Consider the following 23,397-nt stretch of genomic DNA (forward strand, 5'->3'; position numbering starts at 1 on the left):
CCGAGTTTAAGCTTTCCTTTGGTAAGGCGTATCTTGCTCCGGTTTATGACTTTGCTAGCAAAGAGATTGTTGCCCATTCCATCTCGATGTTCCCTAATCTTGCCCAGCAGCAAGAGATGCTTCAGGTACTCATGGATGCCAAACCTGAAGGGGCTGAGCCGATTTTGCACTCGGATATGGGTTGGCAGTATCAGCACGAGATTTACATCAGTACGCTCGCTGAGAATGGTTTCATTCAGAGTATGTCACGCAAGGGTAACTGTATCGACAATGGTGCCACTGAGCAGGTTTTCGGACACCTGAAGGATGAGTTTTTTCGTGGTCAAGACTGGCAGACTTTCGAGAGTTTCAAGGCCGACCTTGATGCCTATATCACGCATTGGAATACGGTAAGGCGTCAGGTAAAGCTTAGGGGCCTGACTCCGGTTGAGTACCGGGATCAGGCCCTGCAGGAGGCCGCGTAGCGGCTACTATTTAAAGCGTCCAAGTTTCGGGGCGCAGTTCACCTCGTGCAGGCGGGGCTTCTTCTTTTGCCCAGCGCAAGCGCAAAGGGGTGAGGCTCTCCCCTATGCTGGATATAAGCCAGCACCGGAGCAGGAAGGGCACACCGCCATGAACCTCAACAAACTCTTAACCGCGCTGCGGCAACGCAAAAACACCCCGGCACACAACCAGCAGGCCGGGCGGCACGAACGCTACACGCACGCCCTCGAACAATTCCGCGACGGACACCAGCCCGCCGTACGCCTCCGCGGGGTGTACACGCTTGCAAACCTCGCAGACGAATGGCTCACCGACGATTCCCTCCCCGAGCAGGTGCGCCGCGAAGAAGCCCAAGCCATCGTCGACGCGCTGACCGGGTGCATCCGCACGCCCTACCCCCTCGCGCAGAAGCGGCAAATCCTAGAAGCAGACGAGGCCCCCGAAGGGTACGAAGGCAACTTTACCCGCGATCAGGAAGCACTACGCGAAGAGCAGCTGGTGCGCCGCACAGTCTTCATGGAGTTCAGCCGCCGCCTCGCCGCCGTCGCCGAGAGCACCAAGGCAGACAGCGAGGAAAGCAAGCACGCGGTGCCGCCAATATCACCCATGTGGGCTGACCTGCGTTTCAACTTTAGCGGCGCACCCATCTTCTACCCGCTACAGCAGCTGCACTTTCAGAACGCCGACTTCGCCTCCGCAACCTTCTATGGTCCGGCGGATTTCTCCGGCGCAACCTTTCGCGGTGACACCAGCTTCTCCGCGGCACAGTTCACGGCTGACGCATCCTTCCAGGGCGCGAATTTCAACGACTGGGTGGGCTTCAGCACCGCACACTTCGCGGGCGCGGCAGGGTTCAGCGGGGCTCATTTTGCGGACGCGGCAAGCTTCGCGACCGTAACCTTCACCGGCGAGTCTGACTTCTCAGACGCGATCTTTTCGGCTGCGGCTGACTTCGCGGTATCCGCCTTCAAATCCGATGCTGACTTCTCACGTTTGAACGCCGCAGGCATAGCCAGCTTCGCGGCGGTCACCTTTGACGGAAAGGCAGTGTTCACCGCCTCCACGTTCCACGATGAAGCACACTTCGCCGCGTCGGTCTTCAACCGTCCGGCAGTGTTCTCTAAGTCGTTGTTCGGCGGGGTCGCGCGCTTTGCCGGTATAGTGACCAAGCAGTCCGCAATGTTCAGCAACGTACGCTTTACGGGCGCGGCGGACTTTAGCGGGGCGTCCTTCACACAGTACGAGGATTTTGGTGGGGCGCGGTTCGACGGCGACGCCACGTTCAGCCGGGCGTCTTTTATTGCGCTTCCAAGGACGCGCTATGAGATGGACTTCCCGCAGCACGCGAACTTCGGTAACGCGGCCTTCGCGCAGGATGCCGACTTTAGTCAGGCGACGTTCACGGCGCATGTCGGCTTCTACAAGGCGACGTTCGCGCGGGCGGTGAGCTTCAACGGGGCGAACTTTGAGGGCGCTTACTTCGCGGATGCGACGTTCGGTCAGCGGGCAGATTTCAGGCAGACTAGCTTCATGTATGTTAAGCCGTCCTTTGAGGCTTTGGATAGGCGGCTGCAGAGGGCACGGTTCTCGGCACAGGCGGATCCGCAGGGTTACCTGTTCGAGGCACGCCCGGAGAGCCCGCACGGTTTCAGCTGCGGCGAGGCACAGCTTCTTAATAGAACGTTCATTCTCCCTCTCGGTGCTGTGCTGTACGACCCGGATTCCTGGGACGAAGAGAAGCAGGAGTACACGCGCCTGAGTGAGCCCGCGCAGTAAAACCTAGCCCCCCCCCCCGTCGGGGAAGCTCCCGCACACAGACCCCGCTCGCGCATCCAGCGCTGGCGGGGTCTTTGCTTGTGACCGGGCGTGACTCATGGCTAGTAGCTTTACCCTATGCTGGAAGGTGAACGTTCCTATCAGAGAGGACAGGAGAACATAGTGCCCCGCAATAACGCATCATCCGCTCCAGAGAACCCAGTAATCCCGAAAGCTCAGGAGAATCCTTGGTATATCCAGCACTTTACTAAGCTCCTTATTGGTTTTGGTCTGGGTGGCGGCGCGATTGCGATTCTTCTGCCTTGGATGCTGTGGTTTTTCTGCGGTATGAGCTCTGGCAGTTCAGATCAGCTGCGTCTGCATCTGTTGTACGTCACTGGCGGTATTATTGCGGTTCTGACTCTTCTGCAGACTAACTGGAAGAACCAGGGTGACCGTCTCAAAATTGATGCCGATATCAAGAAGAATGAGCAGGACGCAGAGAAGAACGAACGCGACCATATCCGCCAGGTTCATGCAGAGCGTCGTAGCCGCTATACCAAGGCTGTCGAGCAGCTAGCTGACGAAAAAGCCACTGTCCGTCTGGGCGGTATCTATACCCTTGTGGGTTTGGTCGATGAGTGGCTCGCTGATGACACCTTCAATCCTGAAGAGCGGCAGAAAGAGGGCCAGGTTATTATCAATAATCTTTGCTCCTACATTCGTTCACCCTTCACCCTGGCGTTAAAAGCAGAGATGTTTGAGGGCGATTCAGAGCCTGATAACTATGAAGGAAATTTCTCCAAAGATCAGGCGGCATTTCGCGAAGAACAGGATGTACGCCGCACTATCTTCGTTGAAATAGGCAAGCGCAGTAGCATCGTAGATGAAATTACGCTGGACAAAACTTCCATTACGTCTGGCGTGTGGAGCAACTTTGAATTCGATTTCAGTCGAGCACCGATTTTTTATCCCCTCAACAGCCTCACGATTGAAAAAGCCAATTTCTCATTTTCTAATTTCTATGATTATGCAAACTTCAGCAAGACTACTTTTATTCAGAATGCAGATTTTAGCAATGTTGTCTTTGTCCAGGGAGCAGACTTCAGCCGGACAGTTCTCATTCAAGATGCAGACTTCAGCAAAGTAGCTTTCTCGCAAGATGCAGACTTCAGCTGCGCGACATTTGTCCAAAATGCATACTTTGGCAAAGCGTTTTATACCCAAGACGCAAACTTTGTTGGTGCTTCCTTCATTCAAAACGCAAACTTCAGAGAGGCAACCTTTACTCAAAACGCAAACTTTAGCAATGTAATTTTCAACCAAGATGTGAGCTTCGTGCAAGTAACCTTCAAGCAAAATGCAGACTTCAGCTGCTCCGCCTTCGACCAAGGAACAACCTTCATTGGAGTAACCTTCAGTCAAAATGCAGAGTTCAGCTGGGCAACCTTTACCCAAGGTGCTCAGTTCAGCTGGGTAGTCTTCGTCCAGGAAGCAGATTTCAGCAATACGACATTCCACGAGGACGCAATTTTCAATGAAATAGATTTTGCTAAAGAGGCATACTTCAACAAGGCATTCTTCGCACAAAAAGCAAAATTTGACGAAATAAGCTTCACAAAAAACGCATATTTTAACGGCGCAATCTTCACTAAATACGCTGGGTTCCGTGATACTACATTTGAAGCAGACGCAGAATTCATTGGAACATCGTTTACAGGCACTGCAGTTTTCTGCGATGTGTCTTTCCTGAAGAGCCCGCCAATCTTCCTAGTTGAAGATGCCGAGTCGGGTAATGTATACCGGGCTCGGTTCGCTGCGTTGTCTGCCGGTTCGGAGGCTGCAGGTCAGGCGGCGCATAACTTCGCGGTGTACGAGGATACCCTGCCTATTCTTCTGGGTACAGCCGAGCTGAACGGCGTAGACCACCATATCCCGGTCGGTACGGTGCTCTTCGATCCAAACTCATGGGACGAACGGCTGGGAGAATACATGAGTCTGAGTGCGCCTGCTCAGTAATATCCAGAGGCCCCGCCGCGTTGAATATGCGGTGGAGCTTCCGACTGTGACCGACAGAAGACCATGTCAGAGGTTTTAAACGCTATACTGATAAAACGACAATTCTTTTCAGAGACGACAAGGAGCTAGGAATTATGACAAAGCCGTCTAGAGGTTCCAACGAGCCTAGGGAAAGCCAGGCCTGGTTTTACCCAGTTTTCTTCTTTTTTGCTGTGATTGGTGTGCTCATTGCATTTCTTCTTCCCCAATCAATCCCCGGACTCTCCGATGATGGTAATACCGTTGTCAGCGTTCGTCAGAGTATACTCGCAGTATTGGCTGGTGCCTTGACCGCGCTTACGCTATGGGAAACCCATCGCAAAAATACTCAAGAGAAAGACAAGAACGACCGCGATCACATTCGCCAGGTTCATGCTGAACGCCGTAGTCGCTACACCAAAGCTATCGAGCAATTGGGGGATCAAAAGGCCCCGATTCGTCTAGGCGGCGTGTACACGCTAGTAGGTCTAGTCGATGAGTGGCTCACAGATAAGAGTATTAAAGAGGTTGACGACCGCAGCAAGGAAGGTCAGGTTATTGTCAATAGTCTTTGTTCCTACCTTCGAGCACTACCCCCTACGACAAAACTCTCAGACCTAGAGAAGGGAGAATACCCATCCGATGAGGCAGAAGTACGTATTGCCATCGTCAAAGAAATTAGTGCGCGGATTAATTATAACTCCAACTCTCAATGGTCAGGTCTTAAATACGACCTATCGAATATATTTTTCTTCTACCCCATAAATTTCTCACAGTGCATCTTTAAACACCCCGCCCTATTTAACGATTCATATTTTGCAGAGGGGGCAAGTTTTGAAGAGGCAGTTTTCAACGCTACAACTAATTTCTCGGGGGCAATTTTCAGAAAAAAAGCAGACTTCCGTAAAAGTTACTTCACGTGCACACTTAGCGAGGCAATAATTAATACTTTAAACAAGAAAGATTACAGTTTTATTGCTAACGATTTTTCCAAGACCACCTTTATGGAAGGGGCTAACGCAAACTTCTCACGAGGAGAAGTTCATGGAGACATAACATTCCATGAATCCGAGTTCAAAGAGGGTATAACTTTATCCCAAAGAACTTTTTCTGGTTCTACTTCTTTCACCGGCGCAAAGTTTGAAAAGTCTACTAATTTTTATGCTACCTTCGTGAATAGCGCACCTGAATTTGTTATGAAAGACAATAACGGAAAGGAATATAAAGCAAAATTCTCGATTGGTGCATTTGTTAACGATTACGAAATGGAAACAAATCCCGACGGTAAATCATTTGCCCTAGAGGACCTTACTTTGTCCAATAGTTGGAAATTTACCATTCCTGAGGGTTGCGAGCTTTTCGACCCCAATCCTTTGCCCGCGCCCAAACCGGAAGAAAACAAAACCGAATAGCATTCACCTCTAAAAGGCCCCGCCGGTCCCCTCGTCGGCGGGGCCTTTGCGCACCCGGGTCCGGTAACAACAGCCCACCGGCGAGCGCATCCGCCCGTCACGTCGCCGCCCAAAGTGCCGCCCGCAAAGCCGCCCCGAACACCCACCGTGCCCAACCTCCCCCTACCCCACCGATACACTAGAACCATGTACCGAATCATGACTGTCTGCACCGGCAACATCTGCCGCTCCCCCGTCGGCGAATACCTCATCCGCCAGCACGCCCAAGAAGCCGGCGTGCCCGTCACCGTCACCTCCAGCGGCATCAGCAACGAAGAAGAAGGCAACCGCATCGACCCGCGCGCCGCCGCGCAGCTCACCACCCGCGGTATCGACCCGTCCGCGCACCGCGCCAGCGTCTTCACCGTCGAGGACTTCGACCGCAACGACCTCATCCTCGCCATGGACGCACCCCACTACCTGCGCCTCAAAGCCCTCGCCCGCAACGACGACGACAAAGCCAAAATCCGCATGATGCGCAGCTTCGACCCGAAGGTCACCACCACCCACCTGGACCAGCTCGGCATCTACGACCCCTGGTACGGTAGCGAACGCGACTTCGTGTACACCACCGGCCTCATTGACGCCGCCGCACGCGGCCTCATCAACCACCTCAAGCAGGAAGGCGACGCACAGTGAGTCAGCGTATTCCCCTGAACCAAAACCGCCGCGTCACCGGCACCACCGAAATCCTGGAACTCTGCAAAGACATGCTGCGCCTGGAGCACGGCATCGGCAACGACTTTGACATGGACACCGCCGAATTCACCGAATTCCGTGCGCAGTTCCTTGCCGACTTCGCGCAGATCCCGCTGATTATCGGCATTGACGGCCGTAGCGGCACCGGCAAGACCAGCCTCGCCGCGCAGCTTGAGCAGGAGCTCACCGCCGCCGGCCACAGCGTGCACGTGCTGCACCTGGACGACTTCTACCCCGGCTGGGACGGTCTCTTCGACGGCGTGGAGGCGTGGGACGCGCTGTCCGTGCAGCTGACCGAAGGTATTGCCGGAACCTACACCCCGTGGGATTGGGAGGCGGGCGCCCCCGGTGAGGTGCGCACCGTCGACCCGGCGGCTACGCAGGTCATCATCTGTGAGGGTGTCGGCGCGATTGCGGGCGCCTGCGAGGTGCGTATTCTCACCACCGCCCCGGACGAGGTGCGTTACGAACGCGCCATGGCTCGTGACGGTAACACGTTCCGCCCGCACTGGGAACGCTGGGCGGCGCAGGAGGAGGCGCTACTCGCCGAAATCCCGGAGGACTACGCGACCGTGGACTTCATCTACGACAGCGCGGCACAGTAGCAGCCGCCTACAAGACAGTAGGGCCCAATGCTTGGTGTATCTCGAAGCATTGGGCCCTACGGCTGTTCAGAGGCTATTTTATTGAGGCGCTGTTTTATTGAGGCATGGGAGCCGGGCTAGCGGATTCCATGCGGTCTTTATCCCAGTAGGTTGAGGTATTGCTCGGCGCGTGCGTGGAGGCAGTGCCGTCTTTTTCGTTACCCGGGTTGTTGTTAGAAAGCACAGCGAGGATTACGAGCAAGACGCAAGCTATGAGCAGCAGGATGCATAGCAAATATTTGTAATAGTGGTTGCGCATCTGAGGTGCTCCCTCCGGTTGTATCGCGTGGTATGACCAACGTAAGTTATGCCGTTGGGCCTAGCAATGCTTCTCAAGAATATTTCTCAAATATTTCTGCACGCACTGTGGCTGAGCGGCAGGCTAAAACAAACCGCGAAAGGGGCGGTGTTATCTCTCCAACGGAGTGTGACTAACACGCCCCTTTGCCCCAGCATGCGTTGGGTGCAGCCACGTTTTCCGGAAGCGCCCTCAGGGTATCGCACAGACGCTCTCCGCAGCGGAGCAAGGAGAGGCGGAGCGTCTGTGCGACGGGTGCCCCTGCGTAGGCGCGGAGGAAATATGTGGCGCACCCTCCCCCCGCCCCTGTAGGAGCGTGGATAACGCCGTCCCTTTGCTGCACCTTGCTGTACCTGCGCAGGCAGGCGGCATCGCCCGTAGTGACATCAGGGTGCCCGAGCTCTGCGAGGGCGGGTCCCCTGTAGGAACGAGGGCGAACGCCGCCTTCCAAGCCAACAAGCAAGCCGACCAGCAAACCAACCCAGCACAAAGGAGCTAAGCGGAGCGTCCCTCCCACGTCGAAAAAATGTCAAACATTTAACTTACGAACCCACGCCCAATTCTGCTACCGTGAACAAGTTGTGCTTCCAGCCTGCGCAAGCTCACCCCCGGGTCCGGTACCGCCGCATCCACGTCTTGTAGAGCCGCAGGCGCCGTTGCACGCGCATCACACAGAAAGAAAAACTAAGACTAATGTCTTCGAAGTCGGTTAAGACCTCCTTCGGGCTATCGCCCCTTTTCATTGTTGTTCTGGCGCTGCTGACCGCTATCGCGCCGCTCGCTACGGACATGTACCTGGCGGCGTTGCCCGCAGTCGCTGAGAATCTGAACACCACCAGCACGAACGCATCGCTGACTCTGAGTGCGTTCATGGTGGGTATGGCGCTCGGCCAGCTGGTCGTGGGTCCGCTGTCGGATAAGACGGGCCGCCGCAAGCCGCTACTGATCGGTGCGATCATCTGTTTCATTGCGACGGTGGCGTGTGGTTTCGCGCCGAATATTGAGCTGCTGATTTTTGCGCGTTTCATGATGGGCTTCACCGGTTCGATTGGTGCGGTGCTGGCGCGTTCTATCGTGGCTGATACGACTGAGGGTCTGGCGACCGCTAAGCTCATGGGCGTCATGATGATGATTAACGGCTTCGCGCCGGTGCTTGCGCCGCTGTTTGGTGGCTGGGTGCTGTCGTGGGGCAGCTGGCGCGATATTTTCCACGTGCTCGGCGTGGTCACCGCGATCATGATGCTCGGCGTGGTCTTCGTGATTAAGGAGACCCTGCCGGTTGAGGAACGCTACCAGGGCAGCGCCCTGAGCGTGTACTCGGAGCTGCCGAAGGTCTTCAAGATTCGCCGCTACCTGGGTTTCATGCTGACGATGTGCTTCGCGTTTGGTGCGCTGTTCTCGTACATTTCCGGTTCGACGTTTGTGTTGCAGAAGATTCTGGGCTTGTCCGAGACTGAGTTCACGATCGTGTTCGGTGTGAACTCGTTCGGTATTGTGCTGTTCAGTGCGATTGCGACGAAGCTGGTGGGTCGTGTGGCGCAGCGCCGCATCGTGAACACCGGTGTGGTGAGCCTGCTCGTGGTGTCCGTGCTGCTGACGGTCAGCTTCCTGGTGGGTATTTCGCTGGTGCCGACGCTGATTCTGCTGTTCCTGCTGACCAGTTCGTGCGGTCTGATTTTTGGTAATGCTTCGGCGTTGGCGTTGAACGAGGCGCGCCACATGGCGGGTAGTGCGTCGGCGGTGATGGGTACGGTTCAGGCGATGCTGGGTGCGTTGGCGGCGCCGCTGGTGTCGTTTGCGGGTGAGCATGAGTACCTGCCGATGGGCTTCTCCATTCTGGGTTTTGCGGTCCTGACGGCGCTGGTGCTGTGGACTACGCCGCGTAAGGATTCGGACTACTCGGCTGACGGTTTGAGCCACGGTGCTGGTGAAGGTCAGGGTGCTCCGGCGGCGGGCCACTAGCCTGTTGTTTTTTGTGTAGCTAAAGCCCCGGATGGGCAACCTGCTGAGGGTTGCGCGTCCGGGGCTTTGCTGTGCCCGTACATAAAGCGTAGGGGCTGCCGCGTTTTCCGGATGCGCCCTCAGGGTGTCAGCCCGGACGCTCTCCGCAGCGGAGCAAGGAGAGGGCGGAGCGTCCGGGTGACGGGTGCCCCTGCGTAGGCGCGGAGGAAATATGCGGCAGTCCCTTTTTGTACGCGTTTAGCTCTGCTGCGCCAGGTAGTTCAACAGCGTGGCGGTCAGCTCCGGGTCATGCGCCAGCGCCGTGCCGTTCAGGTGAGTCACCGGCGCAATCAGACGCACCGACGACGCCAGCCACACGCCATCCGACTCGAACAAATCCTGCGGGTAGAGCGGGCCGAAGCCCAGCTCCCAACCGGCCTGGCGTGCCGCCTCGAACACCGCGCCCTGCGTGGTACCGGGCAGGATGCCGTGGCTCGGTTCGGGCGTGTACAGTACCTTCTTGCCGTCCTCAATCTTGGCGACCAGCACCGAGGAGGTGGCACCCTCCAGCACACGACGCTCATCGGTAATGAAGATAGCGTCATCCGCGCCGCGCTCCTGCACGTACCGCAGAACCGCCATATTCACCGCGTAGGAGAGGGTCTTCGCACCCGCCAGCAGCCACGGGTAGGCGCTGTTGTCCATCGGCTCGTGGCCGCGCGGCAGCAGCATCGCCTTCACGCCCTCGGTGCGGCGCTTCACGATGGATGCGGGCACCGGCGACGCCATAATCAGCGTGTACGGGCCCGGCTGCATGGAAGTCACCGCCTGGGTGGGGCCGCGCGAAATAATAATCTTCACGATGTGCTCTTCGCCCAGCGCAGTCTCGGCACCGGCGGTCGCCTCACGCATGAGGCGCTCCACCGCCGAACGCAGAATCTCAGGTTCCGGGTCAGGCAAATCCAGCATGCGCGCCGACGACTCGAGGCGGGACAGGTGCATGCCGAGCTTACGCACGCGACGATTGACGGACAGCATGGTCTCGAAGACGCCGTCGCCGCGGGTGAAGCCCTGATCATCAACGCTGATGAGGGGCACGGACGGGTCAACGAAGATGCCCTGCGGGTTCTGCTCGTTCAGAAGAATAACGGTACTAGACATAGTCTTATTGTACGTTCGCTGCCGAACAGTAGGCAGGAGGCGCCTGTACCTTCCTGAAGCGACATCAGGGTGCCCGAAGCGAAGCGAGGGCGGGTGCCCCTGTAGGAGCGAAGGAAGAGTGCGAGCGCCTCCCTACTCATGTCCCAAGTGGAGCTAGGCGCGGAGGAAATATGCGGCACCTCGCCTCCCTGTAGGAGTGAAGGAAGAGCGCGAGCACCTACGTATCCCAGCGCGGGAAGACGGTATCGCCCGTAGTGACATCAGGGTGTCCGAAGCGAAGCGAGGACGGGTTCCCTGTAGGAACGAGGACGAATACCGTCTCCCCAGCAGAACCAGAAACGGAACGGTCTAGGCCCAGAGGAACTGGATCGTACCCGCCGCAATAGATGCACCGTACGCAACAGCGATAATGACGGCGGCAGCAATGCTCACGTGCACATCACGCGGCGAATAGGACGGCACACGAGCCCAGGTGCGTTCGCCTGCGCCGAAGCCGCGCGCCTCCATGGTGATGGCGAGGCGGGAGCCGCGGCGGATAGCCTGCACCAGCAGGGCGAAGCTCTGACCGCCAAAGGTTTGTGCACGCCCAATGAGGGATTGGCCTGCACCGAGTCCGCGGGCGCGTCGTGCCTGGCCGAGGGCGTTCCACTCGGCGAAGAGGATGCCGACCAGGCGCAGTGCGGCGACGGTGGCGAGCACGAATCGGGAGGGCAGTTTGAAGGTCTGTGCGAGGGAGTCGCCGAGGTCGGTGGGGTCGGTGGTGAGTACGAATGCGAGGGTGGGTAGGACCATGGCGAGGGAGCGGATCATCATGGCTGCGCCGACGGCGGCGGAGTCGGTGGTGATGCTGTTGAAGCCGAGGTCGAGGATGGTGGCGCCGGTTTTGGCGCTGAGCATGGCGACGGACCAGCCGGTGGTGATGACGGCGATGAGGATGGGCCAGAAGCGGGTGAGGACGTTGACGGGTCGGAAGCCGACGAGGATGAATCCGAGCAGTTCGAGGGCGAAGAGGATTCCGGAGGTCAGCGGGTCGCGTACGATGAGTGCGGCGATGATGAGGGTGAAGGAGACGATGAGTTTTACGCCGGCGTTGAGGTTGCTGAAGTAGCTGGTTCGGTCGATGGTGCCGAAGAAGTCGGTGTTCATGCGTTCTCCTTTCCGGGGGTTGCGAGTGCTTCGAGAGTGATGGATTTGCCGCCGAGTGCGGCGGTGTAGTCTTCGTCGTGGGTGATGGAGATGACGGCGGTGCCGCCTGCGAGGAGTTCGCGGATGAGGTCGACGAGTTCTGCCCAGGTTCGTGCGTCTTGGCCAAAGGTGGGTTCGTCGAGGATGAGGATTCGCGGTGCGGTGGCGAGTGCGGATGCTACGGAGAGCCTGCGTTTTTCGCCGCCGGAGAGGGTGAAGGGGTTGGCGTCGAGCAGGTGGGTGAGGCGTAGGCGGGCCGCCAGGTCGTCGGTGCGTGCGGCGAGCTCGTCTTCGTTGAGGGGTTCGCGGGTGAGTGCGGCGAGGCGGCGGGGGCCGAGTTCGAGTTCTTCGCGCACGGTTCCGCGGATGAATTGGTATTCGGGTTCTTGGAAGACGTAGCCGATGCGGCTGAGCATTTGGGCGGGGGTCCAGGTGGGCACGTCCCAGTGGGCGCGCTCGCCGCCGTGGTTACGCAGCGCGTCGGTGGCGGTGAGGGTGCCGTTGGGCGCGGTGAGGAGCCCTGCGAGGGTGAGGGCTAGGGTTGATTTGCCGGCGCCATTGGGGCCGAGCACGCTGAGGTGTTCACCGGCGTGCAGGGTGAGGTTGATGCCGCTGCGCAGTACGGGCAGGTCAACCGGTGCAGGTGCGGGGGTGTCGCCGAGGCGTTTGATGGTGCGGCGGCGTGCGCGTCGTTGTTTGGGGGTGGGTTGTGCGCGGGTGATGCTGAGGTTTTCGGCGCGCAGTAGCGCCTCGCCGTGTTCGCTATCGCTGTCGCTCTGCGGTGCACGCGGCACGTAGTTGGGTACCCACACGCCCGCGTCGATGAGTTCTTGGCGGGCTTCGGTGAGTACGGTGTCGGGTGCGCCGTCGTGGGTGATGGCGCCGCCTTCGCCGAGCACGATAATGCGGTCCATGTGCGGTGCCCAGATGCTCACGCGGTGTTCTACGACGAGCAGGGTCGCGCCGGTGGCTTGCGCGGCGGTGAGGATGCTGTCGCGCACCTCCTGCACGCCGGAGGGGTCGAGGTTTGCGGTGGGTTCGTCGAGGATCATGGCGCCGGGGTGCATCGAGAGGATGCCCGCCAGGCCGAGGCGCTGCTTCTGACCGCCGGATAGTGCGCTGCTGGGGTGGTCAAGGGGCAGGTGGTTGAGCCCTACCGCGGTGAGGGCTTCGGTGACGCGACCCCAGATTTCTTCGCGGGGTACGCGCAGGTTTTCGGGGCCGAACGCTACGTCGTTGCCGACGGTTGCCATGACGATGGAGGATTCGGGGTCCTGCTGCATCATGCCTGCGGTGCCGCGTGCTTCGGCGGGTGCTTGCCCGTTGATGGTGATGGTGCCGCCGGCGGATTCGCCGTCGTCATCGTGGAGCACACCGGCGATGGCGTGCAGGAGCGTCGATTTGCCGGCGCCGGAGGTGCCCAGCAGCAGGACTTTTTCACCGGGGTTGATGGTGAGGTTGAGTCCACTGATGACGGGTTCTGGGCGTCCGGGGTGGTGCCAGCTGAAGTTGTTGAGCTCGATGCGCGCCCCGCGCGGTGTTGCTTCCATGATGGTTCCTTAGCCTTGTGGCTGCTGTAGTGTGCCGAGTGGTGACTAGTTGCTGGTGGTTAGCGGCGGGTCTTGCCAGAAGCCAGCGAGGAGAGCACACCGGTCTTGGCGAGGTTCTGCACGAGAATCCATGCGAGGAAGCCTGCGATCACTGCGCCGGAGATGACGGCGCACGCTACGTAGATGATTGCCTTGACCGGTTCCATGTCGGGGTAGTAGATGAAGATTTCGTTAACGCCCATGAACAGGCCGCTGAGCGCACCGGCGAAGACTGCTACGAATGCGTCCCAGCGACGGTAGCGGAAGATCGCAAAGGCGATTTCAGCGCCGACGCCCTGGAAAAAGCCTGCGATCAGGATTTCGCCGCTCCACGCGCCGCCGGTGAAGAGCATGGAGATGAATGCTGCGACGATTTCGCCGAAGAGTGCCGCACCGGGCTTGCGGATGAGCAGGCCGCCGAGGGTGCCGCCGAGCAGCCATGCGCCGGCGACGATGGGGCGGAATTCGGGTGCTGCTACGAGTGCGGTTTTGGCGGCGGGGCCGACTGCGATGTCCCAGATCCAGAAGATGACGGCGCAGGCTACTGCGATAACTGCGGCGATAACGATTTCGTTGACTCGCCAGCGCAGGTTCGGCTTCTTCGCTTCTGCCTGGGTAGATGCCTGGGAGGCGGGGGTTGCGTTCTGTGACATTGGTGGTCCTTCCGTCGTTGGAAGGGGAATGTCCTCGCCCTCTGATTGGACGAGGGCATTGAGAAGAAATTCGACTCCCTACGCCGGTACTAACCGGATCAGGTTCGAGGGTCTGCTTAGCACTCTCAGCGCCTCGGTGGCGCTCCCCTGTCGTGTGGGGTTCCTTGTCCGTACCGTTGTGGTGCGGGTGGGAACCCAGGTTCGATTGTAGGCTTGTCTGGCTGTTCGTGCCAATTTGCCGCTTTTTGTTTCGTTCTTCTGCCCACATTACAGAATTGCACGGTGTACAATTTTGGGACGGAGAGGCTCCAAGGCGGCACGAACGCCTTAAACCCTATACGCTAGGGAGTGGCGCTCTTTTCTCACCCAACCCCGAAGGGGTTCACGGGCAGGACGCCGCATCGTATACAGCTAAGGAGATACATATGAACCCCGTCGCTAAGCTTGCTCTTGCGGGTATCAACATGGGCGCTGCTGCCCTGGTTGGTAAGGGCCTGGGCGCAGCCTGGACCAAGGCTACCGGTAACCAGCCTCCCGCCATTTCCCACGAGTCTGAAGATACCCTGCGTCAGGTCATCCTCTGGACCGTTCTGACCTCCGTCGTGGGTGCTGTGGTGAGCTTCGGTATTGCTCGCCTGCAGCGTCGTTTCTTCAACTAAGACTTTGCGCCTTCCGCGCGAAAGTTCATGAACTAGGCGGTACGTATCTTCGCTCGGTACGTACCGCCTGGTGTTCCCTCTTCAGCACGCCCTCCCCACTTCAGCCGGTTTCACGCCGCCGCTACGCTGAAGCGCCACCTCGGCATCCGAAAGCACAACTATGACTATTTCTTCTCCCCGCCGTAAGACGAAGGCTCAGCGTAGGGTCGTTGACCACGCGAACAGCCGCCGTTCGGTCGCGTCCTGGGTCATGTGGGATGTTGGTTCGTCGAGCTTCGACTCGATTATGACGACCTTCATCTTCACCGTGTACCTGACCAGCAGCTACTTCGGCACGCCCGAAGAGACTTCGTCGGCACTGTCGCTGGGTCTGACCGTTGCCGGTTTCCTCATTGCGATTCTGGCACCGGTCACCGGTCAGCGTAACGATAAGTCCGGCAGAGGCATCTTCTGGCTCGGTGTGAACACCATGCTACTAGTCGGTTCGATGGCGGCGTGCTTCTTCGTGGGCCCCACCCCGCAGTACCTGTGGCTGGGTGTCACCCTGATTTCTGCGGCAAGCGTGTTCAGCGAGTTCGCGTACGTGAACTATAACGCCGTACTGCCGCGCATCTCCCACCCGGAGAATATCGGTAAGATTTCGGGCGCAGGATGGGCCGCCGGCTACATTGGCGGCATCCTGGCGCTGGCTGTGGTGCTGTGGGGTTTTGTGCTTACCCCCGAAGTACTCGGCCTGACCACCGATAACGCCCTGAATATCCGTGCGGTCGCACTGTTTGCCGCCGCCTGGTGTTTGATCTTCTGCCTGCCGCTGCTGGTGCGTATGCGCACCCGCGAGCGCTTCCTGCCGGAGGTGCTGCCCACCCGCGAGCTGCGTTTCCTGGAGCTCGGTATGGAGCGTCTCTCCCCGGCTCGTCAGGGCGGTCTGCTCGCCTCCTACAAGGCGCTGTGGCGCACCATTAAGCGGCTGAAGATGACGTCCCCGCAGACCCTGTGGTTCCTGATTGCTTCGGCGGTGTTCCGTGATGGTCTGTCCGGTATTTTTACGTTCGGCGGTATTCTTGCGGCGGGCACGTTCGGTTTCAGCACTTCCGAGGTGATCCTGTTCGGTATTGCCGGTAGCGCTGTCGCGGCGGCTGGCGCGATCCTGGGCGGCTACCTGGATGACTACCTGGGCCCGAAGGCGATTATTGTTATCTCGCTGGTCGGCATTATCTTGGCGGCTACCCCGCTGATGTTCTTCCCCGAACCGGGCGTGTTCTGGGTATGCGCCCTGCTGTTGTGCCTGTTCGTGGGCCCGGCACAGTCGGCGTCCCGCACCTTCCTGGCGCGTCTGGCGGATCCCGGTACTGAGGGTGAGCTGTTCGGCCTGTACTCGACCACGGGTCGTGCCACCAGCTTCCTGGCACCGATGCTGTTCGGTCTGTGCGTGAGCATCATGGGCGCGCAGATTTGGGGTGTGCTCGGTATTCTGATCGTTGTGGTGGCGGGTCTGCTCCTGCTGCTGCCGGTGAAGGCGCCCGGTCCGTTGCGTATGCGTGCGGCGCGCCGCGAGCAAAAGCGTGAACAGAAGCGCCGCAACAAGGCAGCCCAGTAAGGCGTCGTGGGGCTAAGCGTCCTTGCAAACCCCGCAAATACAAGCCCGCAAACGCAACCTTGCAAACACACAGGGAGGGGCGGGTAGAAGATTATCTTCTACCCGCCCCTCCCTTGTGCTTAAGCAGTGCCTACCAAGCTGCTCCTATCAAGCAGAGCTCAGTAAGCCGCGCCAGAGAGCCGTGTCAGTAAGCCACGTCAGAGAGACCCGGTGGCTAGTCCTCCACCACGTCATCCTCATCGTCAGAGACAGCATCCTCAGAAGAGGCCAGCGCAATCTGCTGCTCCTCCTCATCCAGAACCTCATCGCTGGTCATCTGAGCCCAGGTCGCGTCATCAATCAGCGGATCGTCAATCACACGAACCCACAGCATCGAACCAGCCGCCAGAGCGCTCAAGTTCTCGTCATACGCCTCCGCAGGCAGACCCTCAAAGATCTCAGCCAAACGCGCAAACAGGTCATCATACGAAATGTCGCCCTCAGCCTGTAGCCAGCACTCCGCCGCAAAATCAGACAGCTCATTCAGCTCAGTGTCACACAGCAGCAAGAACGGGCCGTCCTCGCCCACACGCACACCCGAAGTACCCGGCATACGAGACACCGCAATCGTACCGTTCAAGAACACACCCGGCAGGTAATCCTCGACTGTGTACTTCTCCAGCTTCTCAACCTCATCAGCGTTCGGCAGCTCGCCACCATTCAGCAGATCCTGAACCAGCGGCAAAGTGTCCTCAACCTCCGAGTACACCAGGCGCCACACGCCACCGCAACGCTCCACCAGCTTAGCCAGCGACACAACACCCTCAGGGTGACGCGCCAGACCCGAGCTCTGCTCACTCAAGAACACCAGAGCCTCATGCAGCGGAACACGCTCAAAATACGGCTCCGAAGCCGACTCATCACGAGAAATGAACACAATACGCGACAGCTCATAGCTGAGATCATCACGGTCAACCACGTTCAGGCCCAAATCCACCGGGTTCTGCTGATCCTTCGGCGCATTCGGGTCAACAATCACCGACAACGGCTTCGGATACGGCGACACAACACCCTCATCCGAAATAATCGCAGTCTCATCAGTCAGGTACGCAAACTTCGAACCCAAGAAACGCGACGCAGTGGTCTTACCACTACCAGAAACACCCACCAGCGCCACAGCGCGCTTCGACTCAGGGTCACCAATAACAGCCGCATGCAGCATCACACCGCGACCAACCAGCTGCTCAATCATTGCCAACGTAATACGGCTCGTCAGATCCTGCATACCCGAATCATCATCAGCCACACGCAGCGTCGAAACCTTGTCAAACGAACCCATCAACGGATTCGCCAAATCCATCACCGACTCATCAGTCGGCGCATGAACCAGCATCACCTGATCAAAACGAGACAACGAAGCATACGCCTCATCAGGAGTATCAAAAAACTCCGGAGCAAGAGGCTCCCACGCCTTCTTAAAACGCTCCACAAAAGAGTCCGACATATCAATCAGATACAAAGAAACTTCCGCGCCAGCAACACGCAGAACAACAGGCTTCAGATTCATCAAAAATCCTTAGAGAGTGAGAGATAAAAACCCGCACGCGAGTGAACGCACGAGCACAACAGGCGAAAAACCGCCCAACGCGGGCGCACAAACACACAGCCTGCACGCCCGCACCCCAAAGCGGGAAAGACTAAGACTCCACAGAACCATCCGCAGGAATCATCGTCTGATGAAAATTCAAATAACTACGCGAAGCAGTCGGGCCACGCTGACCCTGGTAACGGTTACCATACGCGCCAGAACCATACGGATGCTCAGTCGGGCTACTCAAACGGAAGAAACACAGCTGACCAACCTTAGAACCCGGCCACAACATAATCGGCAAAGTCGCCATATTCGACAACTCAAGCGTCACATGCCCCGAAAAACCAGGATCAATAAAACCAGCCGTAGAGTGAGTCAGAAGACCCAAACGACCCAACGACGACTTACCCTCCAAACGGGCAGCCACATCATCAGGCAGAGTCACCTTCTCATACGTAGAACCCAACACAAACTCACCCGGATGCAGAATAAACGGCTCATCAGGAGCCACCTCAACCAGGCGCGTCAAATCCTCCTGCGGCTGAGCAGGGTCAATATGCGGGTACTTATGGTTATCGAACAGACGGAAGAAACGATCAATCCTCACGTCCACACTTGCAGGCTGAATCATCGACTCATCGAACGGTTCAAGAACGATGCGCCCATCAGCAATCTCTTGACGAATATCGCGATCTGAAATAAGCACGTTTAAAGGATACCTGGCAAACACCACCCACGTGCAGGCATCCACCAGCCCCAGCACACAGGCCTACATCACATTTCAACCCCGCCGCCCCGCGCACAAACAACCGCGACACATTTCACCCCCGACAAGCAAGCGCGATACACTGAAAAAGATGCGGCTGTAGCTCAATGGTAGAGCGCACGCTTCCCAAGCCTGATACGCGGGTTCGATTCCCGTCAGCCGCTCTTCCAGAACCTCTCACTAAATGGTGAGGGGTTTTTATTTTGGGTTGGAGGTGGCGGTTGGGCCAAGAGTTTAGGATGCCGCTTGGGTTGGACGGGTCGAGGCGGTATGTTCCTTGCTCCTGCAGGGAACCCGTCCTCGCTTCGCTTCGGACACCCTGATGTCGCGACGGAACATACCGGCCTCTCCCCTGCTAACTCCCTCCCCTTCTCCGGGCAGGTGGAGTAGTGGGTGCGACCGTGCGTTGGGGAACGAACCGCGGGGCCTCGGTTTGGGAAGAGTGTGCGGGAACGGGGAGGGGGAATACTGGGGTGAGGTACCGCAGACAGCTCGCCGGGAGACGAAGGTTGGTAGCCGGGTATGGTGGTGGTTCCGTAGGGACGTCAGTGCGCCTTCCGAGAGCTAATCGAGACAGGGCTTGTTGTAGCCCCATGCGAGCGCGCAGCACAGCTATACCTTCCTGAAGCGACATCAGGGTGCCCGAGCTCTGCGAGGGCGGGTGCCCCTGTAGGAGCGAAGGAAGTGTGTAGCGAGCCAAGCGCACACACCTCAAAACGCTTGAAGGATGTTCAACTCACCACACAGTTGTGCTAACCTAACCACAGAAATTCAATGAGAGAATTTCTCAAAAACAGCTACTCGACGACGAATCGTAGACCCGCATGACCCGCGAAACGCATCCCTACATCACCCCCGAACGCACCCTCGACCTGAGCCTCTACCTCGTCACAGGCGACAACCCCCTCGAAACCGTCCGGGCCGCCAAACACGCCACCTGCATCCAGGTCAGGTCCAAACCCATCAGCGCGCGCGAGCTCTACCAGCTCACCGAAGCTATCGCCGGCATCATCCAGCCGCACCAGACCCTCCTCATCGACGACCGTGTTGATGTCGCCCTCGCGTTGCGTGCCCGCGGCGTGCGCGTTGATGGCGTGCACATCGGTCAAGACGACCTGCCCGTAGCCGACGCTCGCGCCCTCCTCGGCGCCGACGCGATCATCGGTCTGACCACCGGCACCCGGCAGCTCGTCGAAGAGTCCAACAAGATCGCGCATCTGATCGATTACGTTGGTACCGGGCCGTTCCGCCCCAGCCCCACCAAGCAGTCCAACCGCCCGCCCCTCGGCATTGATGGGCTCCGCGAACTTGCCGAACTGTCCGCCGTACCCACCGTAGCTATCGGCGACATCACCCCCGAAGACTGCCCCGCCATCCGCACCACCGGAGTTGCCGGAATCGCCATGGTCCGCGCCTTCGTTGACAACCCCGCGCTGCAGGCATAGCCATGACCATCACCATCATTGGCGGCGGAATCATTGGCCTCACCACCGCGTTTGAGCTCACCGAACGCGGCGAGAACGTGCACCTCATCGACGCCGAAACCAGCGACTACGGCACCGCCGCCGACGGCACCGTGATCTACCCCCCCGCCAGCCACTACGCCGGCGGCATGCTCGCGCCCATCGCAGAAGTGCAATTCCAGCAGGACGCGCTCTTCCCGCTCATGACCGCCAGCGCCGACGCCTACCCCTCCCTCATGGAGAGGCTCAGCCGCGCCACCGACCTGCCCACCGGCTACGACACCACCGGCACGCTCATCATCGCAGCCGACCGTGCCGACGCCGAGCACCTGCAACGCACCCGCGCCTACTACCGGGACATGAACCGCCCCGCAGACCCCGTCACCCCCACGCAGGCACGTACCCTCGAACCGCTCCTGGCACCGCGTATTGCCGGCGCCGTGAGCATCCCCAGTGACCATCAGCTGCACCCGCGGCTCATGAGGCGCGCCCTCAAAGACGCCCTCACCCGCCGCGGCGTCACCTTCAGCACCGAACGGGTCACCGACCCGGATGCGGGCGACATTATCTGCACTGGACTAGGGGCAACACTGCACGGGGACTACCCGCTACGCCCCGTCTACGGGGACATTCTGCGTCTGCGCGCCCCGCGGCCCATTCTCAAGCATGTGGTGCGCGGCTACGTGAACTCCCGCCCCGTCTACCTCATCCCCCGCCCCGACGGGGAGCTGTGCATTGGCGCGACCAGCCGCGAAGACCACCGCACACTACCCGCCATTGACGGCGTGCACCAGCTGCTACGTGACGCAATCCGCCTGGTGCCCGCGGTTGAAGAGTGCGAGCTTCTGGAGGCGAACGTCGGCGCCCGCCCCGGCACCCCGGACGACCTGCCCATCTTCGGGTACCGCACTCGTGCCGACGGCACCCGCCAGCTCGTGTCCACGGGCTATTTCCGCCACGGTATTCTGCTTGCCGCACTCGCCGGCAAGGTTGGCGCGGAGGTCGCCTGCGGGGCTGAGATTCCGCCCATCATGCAGGCGTGCGACCCGGCACGATTCACCCACTAAACACAGTCCCCGCCGGATGCACCCGGCGCCTTCACGAAAGGATTTCGCATGATCATCACCTACAACGGCGAGCCGCTAACCACGAATGCCCGCACCGTATTTGACCTTGTCATGGACCAGTTCGGTACCGAAAATGGTGTGGCTGTGGCGCTCAACCGCAGTATCGTGCCGCGTTCCACGTGGCTGGATGTGCCGCTGAACGAGGGCGATAGGGTGGACGCCCTCACCGCCGTTCAGGGCGGCTAATCCTCCGGCCTGAACCGGAGAGATACCCACCGGCTCATACCCACCGGCAAAAAGAACAGACATTCTCGGTTTTCGTTCGCTAAACCGGGCGCACCGTAGTACCCAACACCAACCAGCAAACCCCGTTATCTAGACGTTCCCACAGAGGAGAACTCATGAGCCTCACACCACTCACCATCGGCGACCGCACTTTCAACTCCCGCCTTATCATGGGCTCCGGAGGCGCAACCAGCATGGACCTGCTCGAACAGGCGCTCATCGCCTCCGGCACCGAAATGACGACCGTTGCCATGCGCCGTCACGCCGCAGGCACCCCCATTTTTCCGCTTCTGCAGAAGCTCAATATTGCGCCGCTGCCCAATACCGCAGGGTGCCGCACCGCAGCTGATGCGGTGATGACCGCGATGCTCGCCCGCGAGGCGCTGGGCACCTCCTGGGTGAAGGTTGAGATTATTCACGATGAAGACACCCTGCTGCCGGATACCGTGGAGCTGCTGACCGCTTGCGAGCAGCTGGTCGCTGAGGATTTCACGGTGCTCGCATATACCTCTGACGATCCAGTGGCTGCCGCCCGTCTGGAGGATGCGGGCGTTGCCGCGGTCATGCCGTTGGGTGCGCCGATTGGTACCGGTCTGGGCATTTTGAATCCGCACAATATTGAGCTGATTGCTTCTCGCGCGCAGGTTCCGGTGGTTCTGGACGCCGGCGTGGGTACCGCTTCGGATGCCGCCCTGGCGATGGAGCTGGGTTGTGATGCGGTGTTGTTGGCGTCGGCGGTGAATCGTGCTGAGGATCCGGTGGCGATGGCTCAGGCGATGAAGTTTGCGGTGCAGGCTGGCGCGTTGGCGCGTGAGGCGGGCCGTATTCCGGTGCGTGAGCACGCGAAGGCGTCGTCGCCGTCGGAGGGTTTCGTCTCGTGGATGTAAATCTCTCCCCTACCCCGGTGAATCCGGAGCATGCGCGTCTGGATCGCGAGCGCACGGACCGTCAGCGTCGCCTCCCCGGTTTTGATCAGGACGCAGTCGCGGCGGCTCGTGTGCTCGTGATTGGTGCTGGCGGTTTGGGTTGTCCGGTGGTTCAGGCGTTGGCGGCGGCTGGCGTAGGGTATCTGCATATTGTGGATTCTGATTCGGTGGAGTTGTCGAATATTCAGCGTCAGCCGCTTTTTGGGGTGCCTGATGTGGGTGAGCCGAAGGCGGAGGTTGCGGCGCGCCGTGCGCTGGAGCTGTGCCCGTCGTTGACGGTTGAGACGACAATCCGGCATGTGGATGCGTCCTGGATTTTGGATCTTTTCGCCGCGGCGGCGCCGGATTGTGTGGTGGATTGTACGGATACGTTTGCGTCGAAGTATCTGATTGCGGATGCCGCGCAGGTTGCGGGTCTGCCGCTGGTGTGGGGTACGGTTCTGCGTTTTGGCGGGTCGGTGAGTCTTTTTGAGCCGGATGGCGCGCATTTGCGTGATATTTTTCCGACGACTCCGCAGACGGCGGAGTCGTGCGCGCTTGCCGGTGTCTTGGGGGCAACAACAGCGGTGGTTGGTTCGCTGATGGCGACGGAGGTGCTCAAGCATGTGAGTGGCTTGCCGACGGCGGCGGGTAGCTTGCTGACCTATGATGCCTTGTCGGGTACGTGTACGTCGTTTGGGGCGGTGCCTGATCCGGCGCGTGTGGTACCGGTGGATTTGTCGGCGCATGAGGTTCCACAGGTGCTGTTGGATGTGCGTGAGGTACCTGAGCGTGAGGAGTCGGTGAAGCATGAGGGCTCGCGGCATTTCCCGCTGTCGCAGCTGACTGACGCTGACGGCTCGCTGCTGCCGGCAGACCGCGTACCCGCGGAGCTGCTGACTCTGTTTGAGTCGGTGCGTGATCAGCGGGTGGGCGTTTTCTGTGCCTCGGGCGCGAGGGCGCAGCGCTTCGTGCAGGCGTACGCGGAGCTGGCGGGCGAGTACGGGGTGCGCCTCACGGCTATCTAAGCATGTACGAGGCGTCGCTATCCCTTCCGGAAGCGACATCAGGGTGCCCGAGCTCTGCGAGGGCGGGTCCCCTGCAGGAGCGGAGGAAGGGCATAGCGCGCCAAGCCCTAAGGAAAGCGGTATCGCCCGTAGTGACATCAGGGTGTCCGAAGCGAAGCGAG

General features: G+C 59.3%; 20 protein-coding genes, 1 tRNA gene and 1 riboswitch. Of the genes, 15 read left to right on the forward strand and 6 right to left on the reverse strand.

The window, feature by feature from the left end:
• From RQ593_RS08665 to RQ593_RS08695, 7 genes are all read left to right on the forward strand, one after another.
• On the forward strand, positions 1 to 464 hold a 464-nt coding region (locus RQ593_RS08665), incomplete at its 5' end, for an IS3 family transposase (RefSeq protein WP_311450388.1).
• Between the two features lie 148 nt (positions 465 to 612).
• Positions 613 to 2,259, forward strand: coding sequence for a pentapeptide repeat-containing protein (locus tag RQ593_RS08670; protein WP_311450389.1), 1,647 nt, complete (start codon positions 613 to 615; stop codon positions 2,257 to 2,259).
• 162 nt (positions 2,260 to 2,421) lie between these two features.
• A complete protein-coding gene (locus tag RQ593_RS08675; RefSeq protein ID WP_311450390.1) occupies positions 2,422 to 4,257 on the forward strand; it encodes a pentapeptide repeat-containing protein in 1,836 nt (611 codons plus the stop codon).
• Between the two features lie 134 nt (positions 4,258 to 4,391).
• Positions 4,392 to 5,687 (forward strand): pentapeptide repeat-containing protein, encoded by a 1,296-nt coding sequence (locus RQ593_RS08680; protein ID WP_311450391.1) that lies wholly within the window; start codon positions 4,392 to 4,394, stop codon positions 5,685 to 5,687.
• A 198-nt stretch (positions 5,688 to 5,885) separates the two neighbouring features.
• Complete coding sequence (locus RQ593_RS08685) at positions 5,886 to 6,365, forward strand: low molecular weight protein-tyrosine-phosphatase (protein WP_311450392.1); 480 nt, start codon at positions 5,886 to 5,888, stop codon at positions 6,363 to 6,365.
• Positions 6,362 to 7,030: a hypothetical protein gene (locus RQ593_RS08690; RefSeq protein ID WP_311450393.1), complete on the forward strand. Its 669-nt coding sequence runs from the start codon at positions 6,362 to 6,364 to the stop codon at positions 7,028 to 7,030. The genes RQ593_RS08685 and RQ593_RS08690 overlap by 4 nt, the downstream gene beginning before the upstream one ends.
• A 1,003-nt stretch (positions 7,031 to 8,033) precedes the next feature.
• Positions 8,034 to 9,329, forward strand: coding sequence for a multidrug effflux MFS transporter (locus RQ593_RS08695; protein WP_397545904.1), 1,296 nt, complete (start codon positions 8,034 to 8,036; stop codon positions 9,327 to 9,329).
• A gap of 237 nt (positions 9,330 to 9,566) precedes the next feature.
• On the opposite strand, the gene RQ593_RS08700 is transcribed toward RQ593_RS08695, so the two are convergent.
• The 4 genes from RQ593_RS08700 to RQ593_RS08715 form a co-directional block, all read right to left on the reverse strand.
• Positions 9,567 to 10,469 (reverse strand): aminotransferase class IV, encoded by a 903-nt coding sequence (locus RQ593_RS08700; protein ID WP_005509006.1) that lies wholly within the window; start codon positions 10,467 to 10,469, stop codon positions 9,567 to 9,569.
• 348 nt (positions 10,470 to 10,817) lie between these two features.
• Positions 10,818 to 11,615, reverse strand: coding sequence for an energy-coupling factor transporter transmembrane component T (locus RQ593_RS08705; protein ID WP_311450395.1), 798 nt, complete (start codon positions 11,613 to 11,615; stop codon positions 10,818 to 10,820).
• Positions 11,612 to 13,204 (reverse strand): ATP-binding cassette domain-containing protein, encoded by a 1,593-nt coding sequence (locus RQ593_RS08710; RefSeq protein WP_311450396.1) that lies wholly within the window; start codon positions 13,202 to 13,204, stop codon positions 11,612 to 11,614. Before RQ593_RS08710 ends, RQ593_RS08705 begins: the two co-directional genes overlap by 4 nt.
• A 59-nt stretch (positions 13,205 to 13,263) precedes the next feature.
• Positions 13,264 to 13,896 (reverse strand): ECF transporter S component, encoded by a 633-nt coding sequence (locus tag RQ593_RS08715; RefSeq protein WP_311450397.1) that lies wholly within the window; start codon positions 13,894 to 13,896, stop codon positions 13,264 to 13,266.
• Between the two features lie 58 nt (positions 13,897 to 13,954).
• Positions 13,955 to 14,055: riboswitch (TPP riboswitch) on the reverse strand.
• Between the two features lie 266 nt (positions 14,056 to 14,321).
• Between RQ593_RS08715 and RQ593_RS08720 the strand changes: the two genes are divergently transcribed.
• Positions 14,322 to 14,555 carry a DUF4235 domain-containing protein gene (locus RQ593_RS08720; RefSeq protein ID WP_005509010.1) on the forward strand — a complete coding sequence of 78 codons (234 nt, stop codon included), beginning with the start codon at positions 14,322 to 14,324 and terminating at the stop codon, positions 14,553 to 14,555.
• 160 nt (positions 14,556 to 14,715) lie between these two features.
• Positions 14,716 to 16,152, forward strand: coding sequence for an MFS transporter (locus RQ593_RS08725; protein ID WP_049357960.1), 1,437 nt, complete (start codon positions 14,716 to 14,718; stop codon positions 16,150 to 16,152).
• Positions 16,153 to 16,366: 214 nt separating this feature from the next.
• Here the strand turns inward: RQ593_RS08725 and RQ593_RS08730 are convergent, their stop codons facing one another.
• Together RQ593_RS08730 and dcd are read right to left on the reverse strand one after the other, a co-directional pair.
• A complete protein-coding gene (locus RQ593_RS08730) occupies positions 16,367 to 17,698 on the reverse strand; it encodes a septin family protein (protein WP_296547255.1) in 1,332 nt (443 codons plus the stop codon).
• A gap of 130 nt (positions 17,699 to 17,828) precedes the next feature.
• Positions 17,829 to 18,428, reverse strand: a complete 600-nt coding sequence (gene dcd / locus RQ593_RS08735) for a dCTP deaminase (protein ID WP_049362002.1) — start codon at positions 18,426 to 18,428, stop codon at positions 17,829 to 17,831.
• Between the two features lie 153 nt (positions 18,429 to 18,581).
• Between dcd and RQ593_RS08740 the strand changes: the two genes are divergently transcribed.
• From RQ593_RS08740 to RQ593_RS08765, 6 genes are all read left to right on the forward strand, one after another.
• Positions 18,582 to 18,652: transfer RNA gene (locus RQ593_RS08740), tRNA-Gly, on the forward strand.
• 660 nt (positions 18,653 to 19,312) lie between these two features.
• Complete coding sequence (locus tag RQ593_RS08745) at positions 19,313 to 19,933, forward strand: thiamine phosphate synthase (protein WP_311450398.1); 621 nt, start codon at positions 19,313 to 19,315, stop codon at positions 19,931 to 19,933.
• A gap of 2 nt (positions 19,934 to 19,935) precedes the next feature.
• The gene (thiO, locus tag RQ593_RS08750; RefSeq protein ID WP_311450399.1) at positions 19,936 to 21,018 is read left to right on the forward strand and encodes a glycine oxidase ThiO; all 1,083 of its coding nucleotides are present in this window, start codon (positions 19,936 to 19,938) and stop codon (positions 21,016 to 21,018) included.
• Between the two features lie 48 nt (positions 21,019 to 21,066).
• Entirely contained in the window at positions 21,067 to 21,264 is a 198-nt protein-coding gene (gene thiS / locus RQ593_RS08755; protein ID WP_049328087.1) for a sulfur carrier protein ThiS, read from the forward strand.
• 155 nt (positions 21,265 to 21,419) lie between these two features.
• Positions 21,420 to 22,190: a thiazole synthase gene (locus RQ593_RS08760; RefSeq protein WP_311450400.1), complete on the forward strand. Its 771-nt coding sequence runs from the start codon at positions 21,420 to 21,422 to the stop codon at positions 22,188 to 22,190.
• Positions 22,181 to 23,236 carry a ThiF family adenylyltransferase gene (locus tag RQ593_RS08765; protein WP_311450401.1) on the forward strand — a complete coding sequence of 352 codons (1,056 nt, stop codon included), beginning with the start codon at positions 22,181 to 22,183 and terminating at the stop codon, positions 23,234 to 23,236. Before RQ593_RS08760 ends, RQ593_RS08765 begins: the two co-directional genes overlap by 10 nt.
• Positions 23,237 to 23,397 lie beyond the last annotated feature (161 nt).

It is taken from the genome of uncultured Rothia sp. (assembly GCF_963507905.1).
Lineage (GTDB): Bacteria > Actinomycetota > Actinomycetes > Actinomycetales > Micrococcaceae > Rothia.